This is a genomic window from Paracoccus chinensis, from assembly GCF_900102885.1.
Taxonomy (GTDB): domain Bacteria; phylum Pseudomonadota; class Alphaproteobacteria; order Rhodobacterales; family Rhodobacteraceae; genus Paracoccus; species Paracoccus chinensis.
The window spans coordinates 1-23,443 of sequence record NZ_FNGE01000015.1 but is presented as its reverse complement, the minus strand read 5'-3'; the positions used below and the strand labels follow the sequence as shown (position 1 = coordinate 23,443).

Annotated in this window: 16 protein-coding genes and 2 pseudogenes; 5 read left to right on the top strand and 13 right to left on the bottom strand. The window is 67.7% G+C overall.

Features of this window, described 5'->3' with window-relative positions:
- Positions 1–172: 172 nt before the first annotated feature.
- Together BLQ03_RS13815 and BLQ03_RS13810 are read right to left on the bottom strand one after the other, a co-directional pair.
- Entirely contained in the window at positions 173–1,813 is a 1,641-nt protein-coding gene (locus tag BLQ03_RS13815) for a Hint domain-containing protein (RefSeq protein WP_090756919.1), read from the bottom strand.
- A gap of 469 nt (positions 1,814–2,282) precedes the next feature.
- A complete protein-coding gene (locus BLQ03_RS13810; RefSeq protein ID WP_090756918.1) occupies positions 2,283–2,468 on the bottom strand; it encodes a hypothetical protein in 186 nt (61 codons plus the stop codon).
- A gap of 72 nt (positions 2,469–2,540) precedes the next feature.
- On the opposite strand from BLQ03_RS13810, the pseudogene BLQ03_RS13805 reads away from it, so the two are divergent.
- Positions 2,541–3,474 (top strand): annotated as a pseudogene (locus BLQ03_RS13805) (IS5 family transposase).
- Here BLQ03_RS13805 and BLQ03_RS19150 read toward each other — a convergent pair.
- From BLQ03_RS19150 to BLQ03_RS13785, 4 genes are all read right to left on the bottom strand, one after another.
- A complete protein-coding gene (locus BLQ03_RS19150) occupies positions 3,390–4,094 on the bottom strand; it encodes a hypothetical protein (RefSeq protein WP_139166746.1) in 705 nt (234 codons plus the stop codon). The pseudogene BLQ03_RS13805 and the gene BLQ03_RS19150 sit on opposite strands and share 85 nt — an antisense overlap.
- Before the next feature lie 462 nt (positions 4,095–4,556).
- Complete coding sequence (locus BLQ03_RS13795) at positions 4,557–8,585, bottom strand: glycosyltransferase (protein WP_090756916.1); 4,029 nt, start codon at positions 8,583–8,585, stop codon at positions 4,557–4,559.
- Positions 8,586–9,219: 634 nt separating this feature from the next.
- Entirely contained in the window at positions 9,220–10,356 is a 1,137-nt protein-coding gene (locus BLQ03_RS13790; protein ID WP_090756915.1) for a ParB/RepB/Spo0J family partition protein, read from the bottom strand.
- The gene (locus tag BLQ03_RS13785; RefSeq protein WP_090756914.1) at positions 10,353–11,657 is read right to left on the bottom strand and encodes an AAA family ATPase; all 1,305 of its coding nucleotides are present in this window, start codon (positions 11,655–11,657) and stop codon (positions 10,353–10,355) included. The genes BLQ03_RS13790 and BLQ03_RS13785 overlap by 4 nt, the downstream gene beginning before the upstream one ends.
- Positions 11,658–12,140: 483 nt before the next feature.
- On the opposite strand from BLQ03_RS13785, the gene BLQ03_RS13780 reads away from it, so the two are divergent.
- The 4 genes from BLQ03_RS13780 (at position 12,141) to BLQ03_RS13765 (ending at position 15,170) form a co-directional block, all read left to right on the top strand.
- Entirely contained in the window at positions 12,141–12,830 is a 690-nt protein-coding gene (locus BLQ03_RS13780) for a DnaA N-terminal domain-containing protein (protein WP_090756913.1), read from the top strand.
- 66 nt (positions 12,831–12,896) lie between these two features.
- Positions 12,897–13,136: a type II toxin-antitoxin system PrlF family antitoxin gene (locus BLQ03_RS13775; protein WP_090756912.1), complete on the top strand. Its 240-nt coding sequence runs from the start codon at positions 12,897–12,899 to the stop codon at positions 13,134–13,136.
- The gene (locus tag BLQ03_RS13770; RefSeq protein ID WP_090756911.1) at positions 13,133–13,537 is read left to right on the top strand and encodes a type II toxin-antitoxin system VapC family toxin; all 405 of its coding nucleotides are present in this window, start codon (positions 13,133–13,135) and stop codon (positions 13,535–13,537) included. Before BLQ03_RS13775 ends, BLQ03_RS13770 begins: the two co-directional genes overlap by 4 nt.
- Before the next feature lie 124 nt (positions 13,538–13,661).
- Positions 13,662–15,170: a malonate--CoA ligase gene (locus tag BLQ03_RS13765; protein WP_090756910.1), complete on the top strand. Its 1,509-nt coding sequence runs from the start codon at positions 13,662–13,664 to the stop codon at positions 15,168–15,170.
- 30 nt (positions 15,171–15,200) lie between these two features.
- Here BLQ03_RS13765 and BLQ03_RS13760 read toward each other — a convergent pair whose 3' ends face one another.
- The 7 genes and pseudogenes from BLQ03_RS13760 to BLQ03_RS18390 form a co-directional block, all read right to left on the bottom strand.
- Positions 15,201–18,122 (bottom strand): FAD-binding and (Fe-S)-binding domain-containing protein, encoded by a 2,922-nt coding sequence (locus BLQ03_RS13760; protein ID WP_090756909.1) that lies wholly within the window; start codon positions 18,120–18,122, stop codon positions 15,201–15,203.
- 117 nt (positions 18,123–18,239) lie between these two features.
- Complete coding sequence (locus BLQ03_RS13755; RefSeq protein ID WP_217629759.1) at positions 18,240–18,929, bottom strand: GntR family transcriptional regulator; 690 nt, start codon at positions 18,927–18,929, stop codon at positions 18,240–18,242.
- 83 nt (positions 18,930–19,012) lie between these two features.
- Positions 19,013–19,714 carry a GntR family transcriptional regulator gene (locus BLQ03_RS13750; protein WP_090756907.1) on the bottom strand — a complete coding sequence of 234 codons (702 nt, stop codon included), beginning with the start codon at positions 19,712–19,714 and terminating at the stop codon, positions 19,013–19,015.
- An 85-nt stretch (positions 19,715–19,799) separates the two neighbouring features.
- Positions 19,800–20,225 carry a GlcG/HbpS family heme-binding protein gene (locus BLQ03_RS13745; protein WP_090756906.1) on the bottom strand — a complete coding sequence of 142 codons (426 nt, stop codon included), beginning with the start codon at positions 20,223–20,225 and terminating at the stop codon, positions 19,800–19,802.
- 65 nt (positions 20,226–20,290) lie between these two features.
- Positions 20,291–21,478 carry a pyridoxal-phosphate-dependent aminotransferase family protein gene (locus BLQ03_RS13740; protein ID WP_090756905.1) on the bottom strand — a complete coding sequence of 396 codons (1,188 nt, stop codon included), beginning with the start codon at positions 21,476–21,478 and terminating at the stop codon, positions 20,291–20,293.
- A 112-nt stretch (positions 21,479–21,590) separates the two neighbouring features.
- Complete coding sequence (locus BLQ03_RS13735; protein WP_090756904.1) at positions 21,591–22,973, bottom strand: SLC13 family permease; 1,383 nt, start codon at positions 22,971–22,973, stop codon at positions 21,591–21,593.
- 122 nt (positions 22,974–23,095) lie between these two features.
- Positions 23,096–23,443 (bottom strand): annotated as a pseudogene (locus BLQ03_RS18390) (hypothetical protein); the annotation flags it as partial.

Here is a 23,443-nt window from a genome sequence, read left to right as displayed (position 1 = left end):
ATCCAAAGGCAGGAAGATCCTGCGGCTGTCCCGCTACTTTCCGTGCCGCGGCCCGCCTCATGGCCATGACACGCCGGAAACAGCAATCCCGCGGAGCGCCGGTCGAGGCGCTCCGCGGGTTCTTTCGGCCGCTCAGCCGGTCCCGCTGTTCCGCGGTCCCGGACTGCCGCCTTCAGCAGAGCAGCGCGCGGCGCTGCTGGGCCTGGCGCATCGCCAGCTTGCGGGCCTCGCGCCCCGAGGGCAGCGGCCGGGCGGGCTCGGCCGCGAAGCTGTCGTCCAGAAGCTGCGGGAAGAGGTCCAGGATCTCCTGCCGCGCCGCGGGTCCGACCGAGCGCAGCGCCTGCGGGCCGGTGTAAAGGGACTCGGTCTGGGCGCCGTTTGAGATCACCACCTCGTGCCGGTCGAAGAGCAGGTGGTAATACTCGACCCCGGCCAGGTCCTCGGCCGCGTCGATGCCGTCCAGCAGCACCAGCTGCTTGGCCGCCACCAGCACCTCGGGGGCGCCGAACATCCGCTGCGCGATCTTCGAGCGCACAAGGATGCGGTGCTGGGGCGAAACCAGCAGGTCCTGCGCCGGCGCGCCCTGCCCCAGGGCCCCGGCCCGGATCCGGATCGGCCGCAGACGGGGCATCTCTGCCAGCGTCGCGGCATCGACCCGGGTCGAGCCGGTCCAGCGCAGCGGCTGCGCGCCCCGGTCGCGGGTCAGCACCAGGTCGCCCGCGCGCAGGTCCTCGATGGCGACGGGACCGCGCGGCGTCTCGATCAGGGTGCCGCGCGTGAAGCAGGCAACCTCCACGGTGACGAAACCGGTATCCGTCGTGCCGGTGCCGTCAGCGATCTGGTAGCTGATGGTCTCGGTGCCGAGGCTGTTCGAGGTGTCGAAGGTCAGCGTGCCGTCGGCATTGACCGTAACAACCGTCCCCGATACCAGCGTGACGCTGTCTCCTGCGACCACGTTCTGGCCGTTGATCTGGGTGATCGTCAGGGTCGCGCCCTTCAGGGCCGTGTCGTTGGCCAGGACGTTGATGTCCCTGGTCCTGCCGGGGCCCATCTGCGCATAGTCGTCATTGGCGATCACCGCAGTCTGAAGGCTGTCCGCGACGATCATCAGGTTGGAATCGTAGCTGGAGTCGCCGGCATCCGCGATGCCGATCCAGATGGTGTTCTCGACGCCGGGATTGACAGGCGCCTTCAGCGTCAGCGTGACGGTGAAGCCGTCCATCTCGGTGTTGTACTGGCTGCCGGTGTTGTCGACGTAGAGGTTCTCGTTGCTGGGCGTGCCGCCCTTGCTTCCCCCGTCCGTGATGTTGTCGATCGAGATGTTGCCGCTGCCGATGGTCAGTTCCGCGCGCTGTCCGTTGACAAAGACGCCGACGGCATCGTTGAAGCCGCCGTTCACGTATTCGGGATACTCTTCCGACGAGAACACCAGCTGCATCGTCAGGACCGGGCCCTGGGGGATGAAGGTCGCATCGAGGATCGCAGCGTCGTTAGTCTGTGCGCCGGCGATCCCGTTCAGAGTCGTGTTGCCGTTGGGGCCGCTGGTATTGCTGCCCGTGTTTGTGATCTGGTTCGCGTTGCTCGAGCCGGTCGCGTTCGTGAAGCTGTCGGCGTGCCCGGTGGACAGGATGATTCCGCTGTCCGAGGGGACGACGCCAGGGGAAACGGCATTGCCGTCGGTGTAGATCCCCTTGGAAAGAGGGTCCCCGGTATAGGTTGCAGAAACGAGGGTGACACCCTCTCCGAACATGGTTTGTGCGAGTTGGGTCGCGTCAGCAGACGTGTCCACAGGAAGCTTGGTTGCCTGGACCATCGGTAGACCTCAAATGTACCTTTTAAAAAGGCGAGCACGGCCCCAGATGGCCGCGGCGGCGGCACTACTACCGAAGGTTGATCATCTTAAAGATGCATTCTTTATGCATTAACAATTCTTAATTGTTGATGCTGGAAAGGTCGTTTCCCGGTGTCCCCGCGGGGATCATCGGTCGGCAGAAGCGTCCTTCATCGGGAAAAAGGCGGCCGCAGATGCGGCACCCGAGGCGGCAACGGAAGAACGACCGGCGAGTCAGTCACGCGCCGGCGTCGGCATTGTCGCTTGCCGCGCCCTTCTCATCCGCCCGGCGTATGTCAGGACACCCGGAGCAGTCCCCTGCGAAAGGATCGGGCCGCTCCGGGCAAGAGGTTTTCGGCCGGGACGGGCTATCCGGCCGCAGGCCGCCACGCGACGCCCGGCCGGGATCGCGCCCGACGCCGCTGTGTCGCCATGCCGCCGCCCTGCAGGGTCATTCTGCGGCGGCGGTCAGCCAATCCTGCATGCACCTGCTGCGGAAAGCGGCATTGGTTTCGTCGCGCTGGCGCGAGATGCGGGGCGTTCCGGGTTGCCAGCCTTCCAGCTCAAGGGACAGCGCCTGGGCCAGCCGGCCCATCTCTGCCGCGGAATGGGCCTGCAGCCGTTCATAGACGACCACGTGCCGCGGGCTCTGTTGCACAAATGGGGTGATGGGATTCGGCCTGTGAAGCCAGCATGATAACTGGATGGCATGAGCAGACCGACACCCTCGACCTACAAGACCGGGAACTGGCCGGCCCACAACGAAGCGCTGAATCGTCGCGGGTCGCTGACAATCTGGTTCGACCCCGAGATAAGTTGGGAGGCCGCGCCCACGGGCCAGCGCGGTAGGCAACCCCGTTACAGCGACGCCGTGATCCAGATCTGCCTGACGATGAAGGTGCCGTTCGGCATGGCGCTCAGGCAGACGACAGGCTTCGTCGAGAGCCCGGCTCGCGGCTGATCGGCGTGGACTGGAGGGTGCCAGACTTCAGCACGCTCTGCCGCCGGCAGAAGACCCTGACGGTCAACATCCCCTGTCGCGGATCAGTGGGGCCGCTGCATCTGCTGGTCGACAGCACCGGCATCAAGGTCGAGGGCGAAGGGGAGTGGAACGCCCGCAAGCATGGCGGCACGAAGCGTCGTGTCTGGCGCAAGATCCACATCGGAATTGATGAGCGGACCCTGGAGATCCGGTCTGCCGAGTTCACCGCCAGCGACGTGGGCGATGCGCCCATGTTGCCCGAGTTGCTGGACCAGATCCCACTCGATCAGGAGATCGGCAGCGTCACCGCAGATGGCGCCTACGACACCCGCAAATGCCACGACGCCATCGCCGCGCGTGTGCCGCAGCCGTGATACCGCCCCGCAGGAACGCCAGGCCATGGAAGCCGGACAGTGCTGGTGCAGTCGCTCGGAACGATGCCCTCCGCGCATCAAAGCGCCTCGGGCGGGCCATCTGGCGACGATGGAGCGGCTATCACCGCCGAAGCCGTGCGGAAACCAAGATGCACTGCGTCAAGTTGCTGGGCCAGCGTCTGACCGCACGCGACCTCAACCGTCAGGTCGCCGAGTTCCAGGTTCGTGTTGCCGTGCTGAACGGCTTCACCGGCCTCGGCAGACCCATCACCGAAGCCGTGGGATAAGTCTGTTCGGGGAAAGGGAGAGGTCCGTCTCTCAGGCGATTTGCGCAACAGAGCCAAAAGGCCCCCAACCTGCACCTGCCATGGACAAGCGCCTTCCAGATGCGCGCGGGGGCTTCGAACTCCAGTCCCTTTGCAGCGGCGTTCGCAGCCTCGAGGTGGACATCCAGCCCCGCATCGACAAGACGATCACGCAAGGGGCGGGGCGCCCCCTGCACGACGGCAGGGCGTTCGGGACGATCGGCGAATTTGCGCAGGAGTTCCGTTTCCGCGTCCCAGGCGGCCAGACGATCACCGAAGCGGGATTTCAGCGCGTCAAGGGTCCGGGCATAGCGATCCAGCAGGTATCTCACGTCCGCGGGCCGGATCGGCTCGACGCCCGGGTTGCCGGTCGGGATGACCGCTCCTTCGGGACGTGCGGGACGCGCCTCGGTCGAAATCGGCAGGTCTTTGCGAAGCAATGGCGAAGACAGGCCAAGAAATTCCTCCAATGCCCGACAGGCCGGTGCAGGATCGGGACAGGTTTCCGGTTCGAGAATGATCGCAAGAAGCTGCTCGGGCGGGAAATGTTCAAGCCATTGCGCGAGGTGCTGATCATAATGGCCGATGTCCAGAATGCCCATGCGTCCGGCAGCTTCGCGAAGCGGCGTGCCGGGCGGGATGCGGCCCAGCCGGCCATGATGAAGGAAGGCGGAAATCGCCCTCTGGACCGGGTGGCGCAGGGAAACGACAAGGCGTGTCTCGCCCCCCAGCAGCCTGAATGCACTTTGCGGAAGCGCCCGGTTGTGGCTTTCAGGCGGCTGGGTGGTCGAGCGGGCGGGATCGAAGGTCCAGAAATACGCCGCCGAGTGATTCACCCGCCAGCGCTGCCGGGGCGATGCCGCACCGAAGCTTGCAAGATAATTCCTGAGCTGCTCGGGGCTTTCGCAATCCGGTCGGTTCAGGAACGAGGGATCGTCCTTTTCGGGACAGAAGACCTCGGGATGCCCTTTCAGCACGCTCCTGATCCAGGAGGACCCGGCGAATTGCGCCCCCAGGATCAGGAGATTGGGTGTGGTTGTCATTTCTTGATCGATCATCCCGGCTTATGCGACGGCCGCCCCGGTTTCGGCCGCATCGGACCGGCGGCTGATCATTTCCCCGATCAGCCGGTCGAAGTCGCCCAGGCTGCCGGCGAAACCGTGGTTCCGCAGAACATGCCTGCGGATCGCCGCCCTGTCGGGCGCGCCGCTCCGGGCCTGCGCGATCGCGGCCTCGAGCGCGGTCACCCAGTCCTCGGTGGTGTCGGTGACCAGCGTCAGGCCCGGCAGGTCGCCGGCCAGCGTCCGATACGCCGGCATGTCCGAGGCAAGCACCGGCAGGCCGAGCGCCGCGCCATCCAGCACCTTCAGCGCCGACTTGTAGCGGTTGAACCCGGTGTCCTCCAGAGGCGCAAGGGCAAGGTCGAAGCGGTCGGACAGCGCCTTCAGCCAGGGAACGAACTGCGAATAGGTCCTGGCCGGGTCCGGCACCTCGATCCGCTCGGCCCAGGCGGGCAGCGCGGCATCATGGACGCCGATCACGGCCAGCCGGAAGTCGGCATGGCGGGCGGCGATCCTTTCCAGGGCGGGCACGATCATGTCGAAATCCGCCTGATGCGTCCTCGACCCCATGTAAAGCGCGGTCACCCGGCCGTCGGCGGCGCGGGGCGGCAGATCGCCCCGCCACAGGGACTCGCTCAGCAGGTTGGGCAGCAGGCGGGTCGCGGGATTGATCCGCGCCAGACGTTCCTGCAGGGGAAGGGTCGAGACCGTCACCAGGCTCGCCTGTTCCGCCAGCCGCTGCAGAAAGGGCGCATAGGCGCGATAGCTGCCGGTCGGGTCCTTGTCGGCGGGCACCTCCAGCAGGTTGTCGTCGAGTTCCAGCATGAAGCCCAGGTTCTTCTCGCGGAACGCGGCCAGCAGGGGCTCGACCATGGTCAGGGGGATCGCGTTGCGCTGGATGATCGCGCCCTGCACCATGCCGTCCCGGATGTTGGCCAGCAGGGCCGCGGGGGTCATCCGGACATAGGTGACATCCCGGTCGAGGTGGTTGCGCGTGCGTTCCCACAGGCGGATCTCGGTCGAGGCATTGGCCCGGTCAAGCCTTTCCGAGGCGGGCGCCACGACGGCGATGACGGGACGCTGCGCCGGCCGGCCGGTCGCCCGCCGGTAGACGTCGAGGTAATGCGCCGCCATCAGCTGGGTCGTGCGCCCCTGCCCCCGGCCGTTCTGCCGCCTGAGCACCGCGGCATCCGCGCGCGCCTGCTCGGCGCCGTCGAAGGCCAGGGCGATGATGCGGGCATGAAGCGCGGCGATGTCGTCATGCGGCAGCACCCAGCCCGCGCCGCTTTCGCGCACGCGGTTGGCCACGGTCGGGAAATCGAACACAAGCGCGGGGAAGCCCGCCGACCACAGTTCTGTCAGCGTGTGGCAGTAGGTTTCGTCCCAGATCGAGAAGATCGCCCCCAGATGCGCCCCGGTCGCCCCTGCCCGCCTGGCGAACTCGTCGCGCGCATAGGTCCCGTGGACGATCAGCCGGGGGTGGGTGATCCCCTGCGAGGTGTCGATCTTGCCCAGGACGTGGAACTCGATCAGCCCGGCGGCATCGTATTCAAGCAGCGCCCGGATGACGCCGAGGCCCTTGGCCATGCTGATGTTGCCGGGCACCAGGATCTTCAGCGGCGTTCCGTGCCGCGGGCGGCTGCGCAGCTGATGCATCGCCGTGAAGCTGCGCCCGTGCGGGATGACGTGGAACCGCGCCGGGTCGATGCCGGGCAGCTGCGACAGGATGCGCGCCCGCGCGCTGTCCGAGGTCGTCACGAAGGCATCGCAGTCCTGCAGGACCTGCGCGAAGCGCTGCTTCCAGAAATCGACCCACCTGCCCTTGAGCGGCGGCAGGCTGCCGGCCGGCCAGAGCTCGGCCCGGCATTCGCCCGCGCTCGCCGTGCAGGTGCCGCCGCAATGGACGTTGTTCTCGTCCAGCAGCTTCACCGTCGGGCAGATGGTGTAGAAGTCATGGAACGAGAAGACGACGCCGCAGCCCAGGTCCTTGGCGATGCGCGGCAGCGACAGGCTGTGCCAGCCCAGATGGCGGATATGGACGATCTCGGGGCCGATCTCGCGAATCCAGTCGCGGACAACCGCGTCGTATTCGCCGGAACGGTGGCGGATCGGGTCCACCGGCTCATCCAGGCGGTGCCGCCGGATCTCGCGCAGCTTGCTGCCCTCGAGCCTGCTGAGGGTCAGTTCCCGGCTGTCGCAGCGCAGCAGCCATGAATCGAGCCCGTCGGCCAGGCCCGTCATCAGGTCCAGGTTGGTCTGCGGCGTGCCGCCGGTCTGGGTCGAGACGACGAACAGCACCGAGGGCAGCCCGGCGCGCGCTTCGGCGCAATCCGCCCTCGCCTGCCGGGCGCGGAACCGGGCCAGCCGAAGATCGGCGCCGGTCGAAAAGACGCCGATGGCCTTCTTGTATTCGGGATAGCGCGCATCCACCACGGCGCGGCCGGCCGCCATCAGGTCGCCCTTGGCCTCGCCGAAGCTTTTCGATCGGTCGTGGAAGACATAGGTGCGGTCATCGACGAGATGGGTCCAGCCGGCCCGGCCCGCCCGCATGCAGAAGTCGTTCTCCTCGCCATAGCCGCGGGGGAATGCCTCGGCATCCAGGGTCCCGACCTCGTCGAGGCAGGCGCGGTTGACGAACATGCAGAAGCCGTTGCCGGTCGGGACCACGGGGTAGATCCCCAAGCCCCGGCGCCGGAAGGCGCGCGCAAAGGTGATCTCGTCCACGCCGGGCGGAAGCTCGTTGGCGTTTCCGATGTCGGGGGCCGAGAACGCCCCGGCACGGTCGGACATGGCCGTGACGGTGGCCACCCGCGGGCGCGAGGCGGCCGCCTTCAGCATCCCCTCGATCCAGTCGGGCGTCACCCTTGCGTCGCTGTTCAGCAGGATGGCGTGCTTCCGGCCGATCTCGGCCAGTCCGCGGTTGATCGTCCGGGTAAAGCCCAGGTTCTGCGCGTTCCGCAGCACGCGCATGCTGGGGTGGCGTTCCGCACGGTCCATCAATCCCGCGATCGCCGGATCGGGCGAGGCATCGTCGATGAACAGGATCTCGGTTTCCGGGGGCGTGAAGCGGGCCAGCCGGTCGATGCAGACGGCCACGTCCTCGGCCGCATTGTAGACCGGAACGATCACCGCGACCTCGGCTGGCGAGATCCGGGCAACTCCCTGGTGCAGGGGATAGGGACGCACCGTTTCGGTCACGACGACCGTTTCGCTGCAGATCCGCCCGTCGGGCAGCTTCAGCGAGACGGTGTGCTCGCCCGGCTCGAGATGACGGAAGGGCAGGTCGAGCCTGACCCCGCCCAGGCCCAGGGAAACCTTGTGCTTGAGAAGATCGCCCCGCGGATGGTCGTTGCGCGTGGTGCAGAAGGGCTTTCCGTCGATCATGACCTCGATGGAAAGGACCTGCCCGCGCGACGCCCGGTTGACAGCCCAGCCCTGCAGGCCGTTCAGGGTGACGACCTCGATCTTGGCTTCGCAGTCCACAGGAACGGCCGCCGGACGGTTCGCCGGGGCTGCAGGCTGGACGCTGCTTTCCTTGCGCGCGCGCTTTTCCTTGCGCGCGCGCTTGTCGGCCGGCTTGCGCGCAGGCTTGTCGGTGTTGCCGGATACCGGTGCGGGGTCGGGCGCCCGCTCCCGCCGGTGCTGCGGGGACGAAACGACATGACGCAGCAGGATCTCGCCGGACAAAGATCGCCGCACCTCGATCAGCGCACCGACGATATCCTCCAGATGCTCGTCGGGAATGGGGCATTCAAAGCCGTACCGCCCCGCTCCGAAGCCCGCGTCCTGGACGTCCTTGCGGTGGCGGTCCGCAGTCAGGGCCATGACGAGAGGGGCGCCGCGCAGAAGGATGTCCACGGTCAGCGGGGCGTCATTGTCCTCGTCCTTGACCCATCCGAAGATGACTCCGTCGGCGACCCGGTCGACATGGCCGAGGCGCGCCACCCCGACATAGGCGCCGTTCCCGTCCCGGCGCCCGGCACCAAGCCGACGCAGGTTCAGGGCGGAGATCTTCAGGCCGTACTTTTCCAACTCAGTCCCTCAGGCAAACTGCTTTTCGGTTCACACCGGTCCATAGGCGCTTCTTATCGCGGCGCGCGACCATCTATCGCCTGCGGGCAGGCCTGTAAAACCGGTTCGCGAAAGGTTGTCCTCAGCTTTGCCTCTGGAGGGGCCGGGGCCCCGGCCCGGCTCGAATATCCCTGCGGGCCCGCATCCTCAGGCCGTTCCCAAGCGCCCCTCGTCGCCGTAGACGGGATCTCGCGCCCGTGCAGGGCCTTGAGGATCACCACCGACACCAGCTTCTCGCGGAAGTGGAAGGGATCGTAGTTGTTCATCAGCTTTGGATTTGCTCATGATTCACGGTGGTAATCGTCCGAGGAGAAACCCTGAGACATGGACGACTTAGGAGGAATGCAAGGTGGTCTTCACTCTAAATCCTGCTGGACGTGATGGCCGCGGTAGAGTTGCAACGGAAGAAGCGTTGGAGCCCCGCCAATAACAGGCACTTCTGAAAGGATCTTCCCCTCGGGGAAGGTAAAGGTGGGGCGATTTTCCTCAGTTGGACTACCTCTGACCCTTTCCTTATTCTAGAACATATACAGAACAAGTTCCTAAAGTTAGCACCTACGTGCCTGCTCACCCCTGCCCTTCCCCGCAGGGAAGATCATTCAAGCTGGTCCAGCATCTGGACGATGGCAGTTTCCAGCCTCCGACGATCCACGGCGGTGAAGTCGCGGGCAAGACGAATCTCCAGCCGGCCGTTGGCTGCCGTGCATTTCGCCATGCCCTGTGGCCGGTTCAGCTGGAAGGTCGTGCGGGCACGGGCGCCGGACTCGCCGGGCCCTGCGCCGTCGTCTGAGGATAGTTCCTCGCTGGCAGAGGCCGAGGCCTGACGCCGTGCAGCGGCACGAGCGCCCTGCCCCGCCGTTTCGTCAATTCCGGCGAAGCGGCGCAGGACCGCCAGTTCGTCGCTGACCGACCGGCCGTCCCAGCCCGCGAACTCGGTCCTGAGCGCCGTGACCATGCCGGGCTGTTCGTCAAGGCGGCGGGCCAGTGCAAGCCCCAAGGCGCGCGGGATTTCGTGGGGGTACAGCAGGACACCCTCCAGGCGCTCGACCAGGGGGATGAAGGCGCGGATGTAGCTGCGCTTCTGGTAGCCCGCCGACTTGAACAGCACCGCCACGGCCTTTTCGGGATCCGTCTCGGCGGTTTCCGGGTCCAGTGCGTAATGCAGCGCAAGCTGCGCCATCTCGGCAAAGGACAGGTCCTTGCGCACCAGGTTCTCATCCACCATCCGGCGGTAAAGCGCCTCGAGCGCATCGCCCTTGGCGGCGATTCCGGCCGGGATGCGGCCCCATTTCTCGCTGTCGCCCGTTTCCGCCAGCAGTTGGCGATAGGCTGTCAGGCGGCGCCATCCCTGGATCAGCTCGTAACGGCCGTCCTCGCCGGGTTCGACCCGGATCGGGTTCGACAGCCCGATGTCGCGGATCGAGGCGACCAGTTCGGCCAGCTCCGGGTCCGGTGCGGGCGCGCGGTCGCGGATCAGCTTGCGCGTCTCGACGGCATCCAGCGGGATCATGTCGATGATCAGTCCGGCGCGCTTCAGCCGGACATGCTCCTGTGCCAGCGCGTCGTTCTCGGCCCGGATCTCGGCCTCGACCCGGGCACGTTCGCGGGTGGACTCGGCGGTTTCGACGATCGCCGTGGCCATGGGTCCGCGCCGTCCCGACTCCTTCCCCGCGGGGAAGCTCTCCCCCTCCTCGGGCAGATCGATGTCGAACATCCTGCGCCTGCGCGTCATGCCTCTCCCTCCAGCCTGTCCCATGCGGTCAGCACATTGCCGCGGAATTCCTCATAGGCGCGGTCGAATGTGGCGCGCGCCCGCCGCCAGGTTCCCCGGGTCATCTCGCGATAGTCGATCTCGTAGATGGACGACAGGAAGCGGCCGGATTGCTCGACCGCCCGCGTCAGTTCGATCGGATGCTCGGCCATGCGTTCGCCGAATACCTGGCGGAAGGCGTTCAGCATCGCCTGGTGCAACTCGTTCGACGGCTCGAAGCGCGTCATCAGGAAGCGGATGTCGGCAAAGCTCTTGGGCAGGGCGACCTTCCCCGTGGGGATGTTCTCGAACCCGTGCGACAGGTCGCCGAGTGCTTCCGACAGTTGACCGATGAAGCTGGTGGTGGAGTCGTATTCCCAGTAGCCGGGGCCCGAGGGGATATACAGCATGTCGGCGGCGAAGACCGCGTTCATCGACTGATAGCCGATCGCCGGGGGGCAGTCGAAGAGGATCAGGTCATAAGCATCGTCCGGCAGGCTGTCGAGGAAGCGCGACACCGCGGCGAAGAAGGTCCATTCGGGGTTCAGGTGCCGGTACTGGGCCGAGGCGAATTCGACAAAGGCGGCATTGGCGCAGCTGGGAATGATGTCGATCGTGGACCAGGCGGTCGGCTTGATGAAGTCGGCCGGCCGCAAGGCGCCAAGTCCCATGTCACGGATCGAGGCCGGCAGCTTGCGGCGGGGCAGGGCGGTTCCCGTCTCGGCGCCCTGGGCCGCGGCATTCATGCGGTCGGTTTCCCGTTCCAGGTCGCGCGCCATGATGCCCCAGACGGTATGGTCCTCGCCCACGTCGGTCAGGCCCATCGAATGGCTCAGCGTGGCCTGTGGGTCGAAATCGACCGCCAGCACCCGATAGCCGTCCAGCGCCGCCGCATGGGCAAAATGCAGCGCCACCGTGCTCTTGCCCGCGCCGCCCTTGAAGTTGGCGATGGCCGCCCGCAGCGCGCGCTTGCCCGGGGGGCGGGGCGGCATCAGCGACTTGCGGTTGATGCGGATGCGGCGGCGCAGCTCGTTGATCTCGTCCAGGCTGAACCAGCGCTGGCGGCCGTCGTCCTGAACTTCCCCGAGGGGAAGGTTCGGCTCGGCCGCCAGCTTGCCGCGAAAGGTGGACTGGTTGATGCGGAAGATCAGCTCGGCCACCTCCCAGCTGGAAAAGCGGCGCAGGGTCTTTTCATTGGCGGGGCTGAAGGTCTGGCGCCGGATCCAGCCCTGCATCCGCAGCGACTGCCCCTGCAGCCGGCCGAGGTCTTCGTGCGAATACATCTTTCCCCCGTTCCGAAAGGACGTTGTTTGTGACTGATCCGGCTTTTACGCCGCATTTGCATTTCAGGCAAAGTCAATGTTCACTGGATTCAGTGCAAGCAGCAAAGGCGTCCTTTCCCACCGCGCCCTGTTCCCGCTGCCCGAATCGGGGCTTGCGATTTGGGGCTCCTGAGCCGGGCCACCGGTCTGCACGGAACCCGATTTTGGGGGACATTCCTGCGGCTGCCCCAAGCAATTGAGGGACATTTGCGGCGGATCGGGGGACATCCTGCATGGCCCCCATAACCAGTGATACCGTTTCTTGAGACCAGGATCAGGGGGCTGTTGCGTGCAACGGGTAGCGCACGCTTGACAGATTGGTGATCTCGGACGCTAATGCGGTCAGGATGGCGAAAAGCGTTCCGGCAAGTCCCGGGCCCGCGTCGCCCTTCAGGGCGCAAGGCCGGTGGACCGGCGTCAAACAGGCCGGCAAGCGAGGGGTCTATGCAGGGAATCCGTCCCGTCGGGCGCGAGGCGTCGAGCCGCAAGTACGACCTGCTCTCGGCCCTGATGGCGCATGGGCTGGCGGGCGACAAGCACCGGCAGCGACTGGTGCTGCGGCTGATGGCCCTGATCACCACCCGCTACAACTGGCAGCGGGACGAACTGACCGTGGGACAGGCCGAGATCGCCCGACTGTGGTCGGTGGATGAGCGCACGGTCAAGCGCGACATGGCGCGGCTGCGCGACCTCGGCTGGATCGTCGTCAAGCGCCCGGGCGCCCGGGGACGCGTGTCGGTGCTGGGGCTCGCCTTCGACCGCATCCTGCTGGACACCCGGCCGGCCTGGCCGAACATCGGTCCCGATTTCGTCGCCCGCATGGGTGGCGCCGGGCCGGAACAGGCCGGGGCAGGGGAGGACAGCACCGTTATCCCCTTCCGCCGTCCCCGTCCTGCGGCAACCGGGTCCGGGCCCTGGGCCGCCGCCTGCGCCCTGCTGGCGGCCGAGGATGCGCCCGTCTTCGACGCCTGGCTTGCTCCCCTGACCGAGGCGGGGATCGAGGGCGGGCAGCTTGTCCTGCTCGCCCCCAGCCGCTTTCACGCAAGCTATGTGCTGGCGAACCTGCGCGAGCGTCTTGTGACCGCCCTGCGCCGCGCCGATCCCAGTCTCGCAGGCGTCACCGTCCGCGCTTGATCCGGTCCCCGCGCCGCGCTATGTAATGCAAAACCTCATACCGCATTACCTCTCGGGACCGCCGCCATGACCGAATCCACCGTCACCATCAAGGGCCAGACCACCCTGCCGCGGGCCGTGCGGCAGGTGCTCGACCTCGGGCCGGGCGACCGGCTGCGCTATGTCATCCTCGACGACGGGCAGGTCCGCCTGATGCGGGCGCAGCCGGTGGCCTCGCTGGCCGGCTTCCTGCGGCGCGAGGGCCAGCGCCCCGTCTCGCTGGACGAGATGGAGGCCGCGGTCGCCGGGGGCGCACAAGGGGAATGATCGCGCTCGACACGAATGTGGTCGTGCGCTTTCTGACCCAGGACGATCCCGCCCAGTCCGCCCAAGCCAACGCGCTCATGGCGGGGCTCACCGAGGCCGAGCCGGGGTTTCTCTGCCGCGAGGTGGTGGTGGAACTCGTCTGGGTGCTGGAACGCGCCTATGACCTGCCGCGCGACCGGATCGCGGCGGCGCTGGACGGGCTGCTGGCCGCGCGCGAACTGGTGGTCGAATCCCCCGACCGCACCGGCCTTGCGGTCGAGCGCTATCGCGCCGGCGGGGCGGGCTTTTCCGACCACATGATCGCGCTGGCGGGACGCGAGGCGGGCTGCCGCGCGACCTTCAGCTTCGACCGCAAGGCCGTGGCGCAGGCCGGCATGGCGCCGGTCCCGCCCGCCTCGTGACCGTGCCGAGCTTGCCCGACGCAGGCCCCATGGCTACGAGCATTCACCACGACAGGGGCCGCCTTGCCGGCCGTTGCCCCAAGCCCGACCCGATCCTTCCCGCCCTTTCCTGCCGGAGCCTGCCATGAACATCTTCGACCGCATCGCCGGGCGCATCGCCGACCCCGAGGCCACGGCCATCGAAACCCGGGAAGGCGCGCGCATCACCTATTCCGGCCTGGTCGCCCGCAGCGGGCGCATGGCCAATGCGCTGGTCGCTTTGGGCGTCGCGCCGGGCGACCGGGTGGCGGTGCAGGTGGAAAAATCGGTCGAGGCGCTGATCCTTTATCTCGCGGCCGTGCGGGCGGGGGCGGTGTTCCTGCCGCTCAACACCGCCTACACCCCCGCCGAGGTCGAATATTTCCTGACCGATGCCGAGCCGCGGATCTTCGTCTGCGATCCCGCGCGCGCGGAGGCGCTGCGCGCTGCCGCCGAACAGGCGGGTGCCCGCGTGCTGACGCTGGACGCGGCGGGGCAGGGGAGCCTGAGTGATGCCGCCGCAGACAGGCCCGAGGACTTCGCCACCGTTCCGCGCGGGGAGGATGATCTCGCGGCCCTGCTCTACACATCGGGCACGACGGGGCGGTCCAAGGGGGCGATGCTCAGCCACGGCAACCTGGCGTCCAACGCGCTGGCGCTGGTGGAGGCCTGGCGCTTCACGGCCCGCGACGTGCTGATCCATGCGCTGCCGATCTTCCACACGCACGGGCTGTTCGTGGCGACGAATGTGGTGCTGCTGTCGGGCGCCTCGATGATCTTCCTGCCGAAGTTCGACCCAAGCGCCATCTTCGCGGCGATGCCCCGTGCCACCGTCCTGATGGGGGTGCCGACCTTCTATGTCCGCCTGCTGGCGGACGCACGGCTGGACCGCGAGACGACGCGGGGGATGCGGCTCTTCATCTCGGGCTCGGCGCCGCTGCTGGCGGACACGCATCGCGCCTGGGCGGAGCGCACGGGCCACGCCATCCTTGAACGCTACGGCATGACCGAGACGAACATGAACAGCTCGAACCCTTACGAGGGCGAGCGGATCGCGGGCACCGTCGGCCTGCCGCTGCCGGGCGTCGAGATCCTGGTGACCAACCCCGAGACCGGCGCGCCCCTGCCGCAGGGCGAGATCGGCATGGTCGAGGTGCGCGGCCCCAACGTCTTCCAGGGCTACTGGCGGATGCCGGAAAAGACGGCGGCGGAACTGCGCGGGAACGGCTTCTTCATCACCGGCGATCTGGGGCGCCTCGACGAGCGGGGCTACCTGCAGATCGTCGGGCGCGGCAAGGACCTGATCATCACCGGCGGCTTCAACGTTTATCCGAAGGAGGTCGAGACCGAGATCGACGCCCTTCCCGGCGTGGTGGAATCCGCCGTCATCGGCCTGCCCCATCCCGACTTCGGCGAGGGCGTCACCGCCGTCGTCGTGCCCTCCGGCACCCCGGCCCTGACCGAGGCCGCCATTCTGACCCCGCTGGAATCGCGGCTGGCGAAGTTCAAGCTGCCCAAGCGCGTGGTCTTCCTGGACGAGCTGCCGCGCAACACCATGGGCAAGGTCCAGAAGAACCTGCTGCGCGACCGCTTCGCCGGTCTTTACCGCGGTTGAAGGCGGCGGCCGGGCACAAGGCCCGGCCCCTCACTGCGCCAGCGCCTGATCCAGCACCCGCGCGACATGGATCGCCTGCCGGTCGGCGCCGTCGTGGATCTGGTGGCGGCAGCTCGTGCCGTCGGCCACGATCAGGTCGTCCGGCCCGGCCTTGCGGACGGCGGGCAAAAGCGACAGCTCGGCCATCTTCATCGAGACCTCGTGGTTCTCGGTCGAATAGCCGAAGGCCCCCGACATTCCGCAGCAGGAACTTTCGATCACCTTCAACTCCAGCCCCGGCACGCTGCGCAGGACGGTTTCGACGGGCCCCATCACGTCGAAGGCCTTCTGGTGGCAATGCCCGTGCAGATGCGCGATCCGGCCCCCCTGGTCGGCCAGCGGCAGGGTGATCCGTCCCGCCTTCAGGTCGGCCGCCAGCACCTCCTCGAACAAGAGCGCCTTGCCGTCGAGGAAGCCGGTCTCGGACGCCGGCAGCAGCGCCGTCATCTCGTCGCGGAAGGTCAGGATGCAGGACGGCTCCAGCCCCACGACCCGCGCGCCCCGTTCCACGAAGGGGCGCAGCGCGTCGACCGAACGGCGCACCTCGGCCCGCGCCTCGTCGGTCTGCCCCGAGGCAAGCCAGGTCCGCCCGCAGCACATGGGTCGGCTGCTGCCTGCGGGCTGGACCCGGTGCAGACGATAGCCGGCGGCGATCAGCACACGCTCGGCGGCTTCCAGGTTCTCGCGTTCGAAATAGCGGTTGAAGGTGTCGCCGAACAGGACGAGGTCGAGGCCGTCGCCCGCGACGTCCTCGGGGCGGCCGACCGCGCGGGCTTCCTTCCAGGGCTTGCCCCATTTCGGCAGGCTGCGCTTGGCGGAAAAGCCCAGCATCCGTTCCGACAGCCTTGCCACGAAGGGAAGCCGGTCGCGCAGGTTCAGCGCCGGGGCAAGGCGGCTGGCGCGATGGGCAATGTGCGGCAGGTTGGCGATCAGCCGCTCGCGCAGGGGCAGCCCGTGCTTCTTGTAGTAATGGTGCAGGAACTCGATCTTCATGCGCGCCATGTCCACGCCGGTGGGGCAGTCGCGCTTGCAGCCCTTGCAGGACACGCAGAGGTCCAGCGTTTCCTTCATCTCGGCCGAGGTGAAGGCGTCGGGCCCGAGCTGCCCCGAGATCGCCAGCCGCAGCGAGTTCGCCCGCCCCCGCGTCAGGTGCTGTTCCTCGCGCGTCGCGCGGTAGGACGGGCACATGGTCCCGCCCGCCAGCTTCCGGCAGGTGCCGTTGTTGTTGCACATCTCGACCGCGGCGCCGAAGCTGCCCCAGTCCGACCAGTCGAGCGCGGTCCTTTCGGGTTGTGTCGCAGCATAGCCCGGCTGGAAACGCATCAGGCTGCGGTCGTCCATCTTCAGCGGCCGGACGATCTTGTGGGGGTTCAGGCGGTTGTCCGGGTCGAAGCTGTCCTTCACCTGCTCGAAGGCGCGGGTCAGCTTCGCGCCGAACAGCGGTTCCACGAATTCCGACCGCGAGATGCCGTCGCCATGCTCGCCCGAGAACGACCCCTTGTAGCGGCGCACCAGATCGGCGGTGTCCTCGGCGATGGCGCGCATCTTCCGCACGCCGTCCTCGGTCTTCATGTTCAGGATCGGGCGGACGTGCAGGCAGCCGACCGAGGCATGGGCATACCAGGTGCCGACCGTGCCATGCTTGCTGAAGACCTCGGTCACGGCGTCGGTATAATCGGCCAGGTGTTCCAGCGGAACGGCGCAATCCTCGATGAAGGACACGGGCTTCCCGTCGCCCTTCATCGACATCATGATGTTGAGGCAGGCCTCGCGCACATCCCAGACGGGCTTCTGGCGGGCGGGCTCGATCACCTCGACCACCGCGTCGGGGAAGCCGTGGTCGCCCATGCACTGGTCCAGGCGCTTGAGGTCGCGCTTCAGCGCATCGAGGTCGTCGCCCGCGAATTCGACCAGCAGCAGGCAGTTCGGCTTGCCGCGGGTGATGTCGCTCAGTGTGCGGACGAACAGGGGGATGTCGGCGCCCAGCACCAGCACGTTGTTGTCCACCAGCTCGACCGCGACCGGGTCCAGCGCGACGATGTGCCGGGTCGTTTCCATGGCGTCGCGGAAGCTGGGGAAGTGGCAGACGCCCATGACGCGGTGCTTCGGCAGCGCCGACAGCTTCAGCGTGACGCCGGTGGTCAGCGCCAGCGTCCCTTCCGATCCCACCAGCAGGTGCGAGTAGTTCGGATTCTCGGGCAGCAGCTCGTCGAGGTTGTAGCCACCGACGCGGCGCTGGACCCTGGGAAAGATCGTCTCGATATCGGTGCGGTGCAGGCGGGCAAGGGCGGTCAGCCGCTCCATGATCTCGCGCGACCGCGCGGGCAGGGAGGTCAGCGGCGCGTCGCTCAGGGAAAAGCGCTCGCCGTCGGGCAGCATCCCGTCGATGGCCAGCACGTTGTCCACCGTCTTGCCGAAGCGCAGCGAACGCGCGCCCGACGAGTTGTTCCCCGCCATCCCCCCGATGGTGCAGCGCGAGGCGGTCGAGGGCTCGACCGGGAAGAACAGCCCGTCCTTGCGGAGGGCGTCGTTCAGCGTGCTCAGAACCGTGCCGGGGCGGACGCAAATCGTGCGGGCCTGCGGGTCATAGTCGGTCACGCCGTTGAAGTGGCGCGACATGTCGAGGATCAGCCCGTCCCCGATCGGCTGGCCGTTCTGCGAGGTGCCGCCGCCGCGCGCGATGACCGGCACCCCATGTTCGCCCGCGACCTGAAGGGCCGCGGAGATGTCGGCCTCGTGCCGGGGGAAGGCCACGGCGCGCGGCATGATCTGGTAGATCGAGGCGTCCGTCGCATAGCGCCCGCGCGTGAAGGCGTCGAAGCGGACCTCGCCTTCCAGCGCCTTGCCAAGCGCGGCCTGAAACGCCTGGCTGCGCGCGGCCGGAGGGGTGCGGGGCTTGGTGGATGCGTTCATCTGCCGGTGCCTTCTTGCTGCGGAGGGCCGAGGGGGAAGGTTCCCGCACGGCGATCCGCGCCAGACTAGCGGCCGACAAGATTGAATACAATCTTTCTGTTCTGCCCGAATATGGATTCAATCCGGCGCGAGGTTCCGCAGGATGGCGTCCTTTGTGCTGCGCAAATGGGCGAACAGCAGGTCCGCCAGTTCGCCCCCGGCCCGGCGGCGCAAGGCGTCCAGGATCAGTTCGTGTTCGCGCACCGCCTCGCGCCAGCGTTCGCCCTGCTCGTCGATGTTGGCCGTGAAGCGGACGCGGCGCAGGCGGCCCAGCAGCGTGCGGGCCGCCGAGGACAGGGCGCCGTTGCCGGCTGCGGCAAGGATCGCCTCGTGGATCTGCTGGTTGCAGGCGAAATAGCCCTGCCGGTCGCCGCGCAGGTAGAAGGTGTACATCTCGCGATGCGCCTGCTCGATGGCGTCGAAGGCGGCGGGCGTGATCCGCTCGCAGGCCAGCCGCCCGGCCAGCGCCTCGAGCCCGCCCATGAGGTCGAACAGTTCTCCGATCTCGTCGGGCGTCAGCGCCTTCACCCGCGCGCCGCGGTTGGGCAGAAGCTCGATCAGCCCTTCCGAGGCCAGCACCTTCAGCGCCTCGCGCAGGGGCGTGCGCGAGACGCCGAAGCGTTCGCACAGCTCGCGTTCCGAGATGCGGGCGCCGTCGGGAAGGTCGCCCTGCACGACATGGTCGCGCAGGCCGGACAGGATCTCGCCATGCAGCGTGGTGCCGATGCGTTCAGGCGTGGCCGCGTCGCGTGTCGTCAGGTCGTTCATCCGCCCCTTCCCTGCCTTCTGGTCGGCCAGCATAGGGGAGCGCGGGCGATCTGCCTAGATCGGCCCGCGCGGATTGCATGCAATCAGGGCCTTGCCTTGCCCGCTGTCCCGTTCTGGTGCGCAAGGGACTGGCTGACGGCCCGCAGCTTGTTTTCCAGATGCTGCCGCAGGGTCGCGGCCAGCTTGGCGCCGTCGCGGGCGGTCAGGTGCGCCATGATCTGCACATGTTCCTCGACGGCCTGCTTCCAGCGGTCGGGGGTGGTGTTGGCGACATAGCGCGCGCGCTGCACCCGCGCCGACAGCGCCCGGTAATGGGCGGCCAGGGTCGGGTTGCGGGCCGCGCCCAGGATGCCCTCGTGGATCTTCTGGTTCGCGGCGTAATAGCCGGCCAGGTCGCCGGCCTGATGATGCGCCAGCATCTCGGCGTGATGGCGGCGGATCTCCTCCAGCTCGGCGGGGGTGATGTTCCGGCAGGCCAGTTCCCCCGCCAGCGCCTCGAGCGCGCCCATGACGGGGAAGACCTCGTCCATGTCTTCCTGCGTGATGGGGGTGACGCGGGCGCCGCGGTTGGGTTCCAGCAGGACCAGCCCTTCGCTCGCCAGCACCTTCAGCGCCTCGCGCAGGGGCGTGCGCGAGACGTCATAAGCCTCGCAAAGGTCCCGTTCCGGCACCTTCATCCCCGGCTGAAGCTCGCCGTGGATGATGAGGTCGCGCAGCCTCTGCGTCAGTTCCTCGTGCAGGGTCGTCCGGCGCGGGGGCTTGAGGGTATCCGGCACGAAGTTCATCGAATTGTTGTCCCGTCCTTTCTTCGGCAAAGCCGGTGGGGTGGCACCGATCCTACCACCCCGACGCCGGCCCGCGCCAGACGGATCAGCCCGCGTCGGCCTGCAGGCCCAGGGCCTCGATGGCGGCGACGGCGCAGGCCTCGTCATTGTCCGAGGTGTCGCCGGTGATGCCGACCGCGCCGATGATCTCGCCGTCCTTGCGGATCAGGACGCCGCCCGGCACGGGCACGAGGCTGCCGCCCGCGATCGTGTTCATCGCCTGGATGAAAAAGGGCTGCTCCTGCGCGCGGGTGTAGAGCGCGCGCGAGCCCAGCCCCATGCCGATGGCGCCGCGCGCCTTGCCCTGCGCGATCTCCGAACGCAGCAGGCTGGTCCCGTCCTGCCGCAGCAGCACCTTGAGATGCCCCGAGGCGTCCAGCACCGCCACGGTCAGCGGCTTGAGGTTCATCCCGGCCGCGCGATCAAGGCAGAGATCGGCCAGCTTGCGGGCCAGGTCGAGTGTCAGGGTCATGGCTTCTTCCTCTGGGGCAGACGATGGGATGCGGCTACGCCCCGGGCGGCCGGGGCGCAACCCGGTCAGGCGTCGATGCCCGGGGCAGGGGTGGATTCCAGATGCGCCATGGCCGCGGCGACCCCGCCCTTCTCATGCGGGACGCCGGCCTTGGACAGCGCCATTTCCACGCCGCTGAGCGCACCCACCAGCGTCAGGTCGTTGATGTCGCCCAGGTGGCCGATGCGGAAGACCTTGTCGGCGACCTTCGACAGCCCGCTTCCCAGCGAGATGTTGTAATGGCGCAGGGCCTGCGCGCGGAAGGCGTCGGCGCTGTGGCCTTCGGGCATCATCACGGTGGTCAGCACGCCGCTTTCATGCCCCTGCCGGTTGCACAGCACCTCGAGCCCCCAGGCGCGGACGGCGGCGCGGGTCGCGGCGGCCAGGCGCTGGTGGCGGGCGAAGACGGTGTCGAGCCCTTCCTCGTGCAGCATGTCGATCGCCTCGACGAGGCCGTAAAGCATGTTGGTCGCGGGGGTATAGGGGAAATAGCCCTTGCCGTTGATCTCGACCATCTCCTGCCAGTCCCAGTAGGACCGGCGCATCCCGTTGTTCCTCGCGGCCTCCAGCGCCTTGCCGCTGACGGCGTTGAAGCTGATCCCCGGCGGCAGCATCAGGCCCTTCTGCGAGCCCGAGACGGCGACGTCCACGCCCCACTCGTCGAAGCGGAAGTCGATGGAGGCCAGCCCCGAGATCGAGTCCACCATCAGCAGCGCCGGGTGGCCCGCCGCGTCCATGGCGCGGCGCACGTCGGCGATGGGCGACACCGAGCCGGTCGAGGTCTCGTTGTGAACCACGCAGACGGCCTTGATCTCGTGGGCGCTGTCGGCGCGCAGGTGCTGCTCGATCTGGTCGGGATCGGCGCCCGAGCGCCAGTCGCCGCCGATGAACTCGGCCCGGACGCCCAGCTTCTCGGCCATCTTCTTCCACAGGGTGGCGAAATGGCCGGTTTCGTACATCAGGACGCGGTCGCCTTCCTTCAGCACGTTGGCCAGCGCCGCTTCCCAGGCGCCGGTGCCCGAGGACGGATAGATGATGACATCCTGTTCCGTCTTGAAGATCGTCTTCATCCCCGCCAGCGCCTTGAGGCCGAGCTCGCCGAACTCGGGGCCGCGATGGTCGATCACCTGCTGCGACATCGCCCGCAGGACGCGATCCGGCACCGGGCTGGGGCCGGGGATCTGAAGGAAATGGCGGCCGAACACATGGGTCATGGATCTGTCTCCTGAGGGGCAGGGGTGATTTTGAATAATGAATGCACTTTTGGTGGCGCAGGGTCAAGCTAACGGGGATGCGGCGCGGGTGCGCCGCATCCATGGGCAGGGATCAGGCGGGGATGACCACGAAGATGATCCACAGCAGCAGGGGGGCAAGCCCCGTCACCAGCGCGCCATAGCCCAGCAGCTGGCGGTAGAAGACCTGCTTGTCCACGCCCTGCGAGTTCGCCAGCACCAGGGCGCCGCTGGTCGAGAAGGGGCTGACGTCCACGATGGTCGAGGCGACCGCCATGCCGGCGATGAAGGCGACCGGGCCGATGCCCGTGCCCGCCTGCAGGAAGGGCACCGCCAGCGGGATCAGCGCCCCCAGAAGCGCCGTGGACGAGGCGAAGGCCGAGACGATGCCGCCGATGTAGAACAGCAGCAGCGCCGCCATCATGGGCGAGGCCATCGAGGCCACGCTGTTGCCCACGAAGTCGATGGTGCCCATGTTTTCCAGCACCGCGACATAGGTGCCGACGCCGGTGATCAGCATGATCTCGGGCCAGGCGACCTGCGACATCGCCCGCTTCTGCAGGTTCGGCTGGCACAGCGCGATCACAAGGCCGATCGTCAGCGATACGAAGCCGATGTCGAGGTTGAAGGCCAGCACCATGACCGCCAGCGCGGCAAGGCCCGCCACGGTGACGATCTGGATCGGGCTGCCGTCGGGCAGCTCGCCCTTGGGGGCGTCCACCGTCAGGCGGTTGGCGTCGCCGCCGGCCTCGCGGGCGATGCGGGGGCTCAGCGCCTCGGCCTCGCTGTCGCCGAAGATCTGGGGGCCGGTGGCGGGCCTGGTGATCTCCAGGTGCGGGACGGTGACGCTGTGGCTCAGGTCCACGCGCGCCTTCATCAGCTCGCGCCCTCCGAGGACGAGGAACAGGATGACCACGCAGACGAGGTTGCAGAAGAAGCTGGCCGCGAAGGTCACCGCCGGGTTCAGCGGCAGGCCCGAGCGTTCCACCACGCCGTTGGTGATGCTGCCGAAGATCCCGATGGGCGAGAAGGCCCCGGCCGAGGCCCCCATCGCCACCATCATGCCCATCATCAGGGGCGAGATCTTGTAGCGGAAGGCGAAGCTCAGCGCGATGGGTGCCACGATGGCGACGGCGCCCGGCGTCACGGCGCCGATGGCCGTCAGGACCGCCGAGATCGAGAACATGATCCAGGGGATCAGGGCGATCCGGCCCTTGACCGCGCGAACGGCGGACCGGACCAGCCAGTCGATGGTGCCGTTGTTCTGCGCCAGGGCGAACAGCCAGGTGATCCCGGCCAGCGTCAGGAACAGCCCGCTGGGGAATTCCCCGATGATGTCCTTTGTGGTGTCCCCCGCAAGCAGCGTTCCGACGATGAACGCGCCAACGAAGGCCAGAACGCCGATGTTGATCGGCAATGCGGTTGCAATGACGAACATCGCAACCAGCGCACAGATGGCAATGAGATGATGTGTCACGCGCGGCCTCCCTTCCTTGCATGATCTTTTCCGAGCGCAGCACGTCTCATGCCGGCCTCGCGGGAAAATTATGAATTATGAATGCAGATGTAGCAAGGAACTTCGTTGGGGGGAGCAAAGCATCAGGAGGGGCGGTTTCCGCCGCCGCTTGTCAGTGCCGCCACGAGACCCGCGGCGTCAAAGTCCTGCCCCGTCGCGGGCGGGCCGAAGATCGCGCGGTCCAGTCCGGCCAGCGCCGCCTGGTCCACGGATCGCCCCGCGGCGCGCTCGTGATCCGCATAGGCGCGGGCGGCGCGGCGCAGGGTCGCAAGATTGCCGGCCTGCGCGGCGGCCCTCAGGGCGGCGCGGTGCGGATTGGGCCGAAGCCGCCGCAGCAGGGAACGCAGGCGCCACCCGGCCGGGCGGCGGTCGAACAGCAGCAGCCCCGCCCCCAGCAGCCCGCCGCCCGACAGCAGCGCAAGGCCCAGCAG

Excerpts from the sequence above, each read along its gene's own strand:
- BLQ03_RS13815 (WP_090756919.1), bottom strand. The coding sequence starts at position 1,813 with ATGGTCCAGGCAACCAAGCTTCCTGTGGACACGTCTGCTGACGCGACC.
- BLQ03_RS19150 (WP_139166746.1), bottom strand. The coding sequence starts at position 4,094 with ATGGGCATTCTGGACATCGGCCATTATGATCAGCACCTCGCGCAATGG.
- BLQ03_RS13790 (WP_090756915.1), bottom strand. The coding sequence starts at position 10,356 with ATGACGCGCAGGCGCAGGATGTTCGACATCGATCTGCCCGAGGAGGGG.
- BLQ03_RS13785 (WP_090756914.1), bottom strand. The coding sequence starts at position 11,657 with ATGTATTCGCACGAAGACCTCGGCCGGCTGCAGGGGCAGTCGCTGCGG.
- BLQ03_RS13780 (WP_090756913.1), top strand. The coding sequence starts at position 12,141 with ATGCAGGGAATCCGTCCCGTCGGGCGCGAGGCGTCGAGCCGCAAGTAC.
- BLQ03_RS13775 (WP_090756912.1), top strand. The coding sequence starts at position 12,897 with ATGACCGAATCCACCGTCACCATCAAGGGCCAGACCACCCTGCCGCGG.
- BLQ03_RS13770 (WP_090756911.1), top strand. The coding sequence starts at position 13,133 with ATGATCGCGCTCGACACGAATGTGGTCGTGCGCTTTCTGACCCAGGAC.
- BLQ03_RS13765 (WP_090756910.1), top strand. The coding sequence starts at position 13,662 with ATGAACATCTTCGACCGCATCGCCGGGCGCATCGCCGACCCCGAGGCC.
- BLQ03_RS13760 (WP_090756909.1), bottom strand. The coding sequence starts at position 18,122 with ATGAACGCATCCACCAAGCCCCGCACCCCTCCGGCCGCGCGCAGCCAG.
- BLQ03_RS13755 (WP_217629759.1), bottom strand. The coding sequence starts at position 18,929 with ATGAACGACCTGACGACACGCGACGCGGCCACGCCTGAACGCATCGGC.
- BLQ03_RS13750 (WP_090756907.1), bottom strand. The coding sequence starts at position 19,714 with ATGAACTTCGTGCCGGATACCCTCAAGCCCCCGCGCCGGACGACCCTG.
- BLQ03_RS13745 (WP_090756906.1), bottom strand. The coding sequence starts at position 20,225 with ATGACCCTGACACTCGACCTGGCCCGCAAGCTGGCCGATCTCTGCCTT.
- BLQ03_RS13740 (WP_090756905.1), bottom strand. The coding sequence starts at position 21,478 with ATGACCCATGTGTTCGGCCGCCATTTCCTTCAGATCCCCGGCCCCAGC.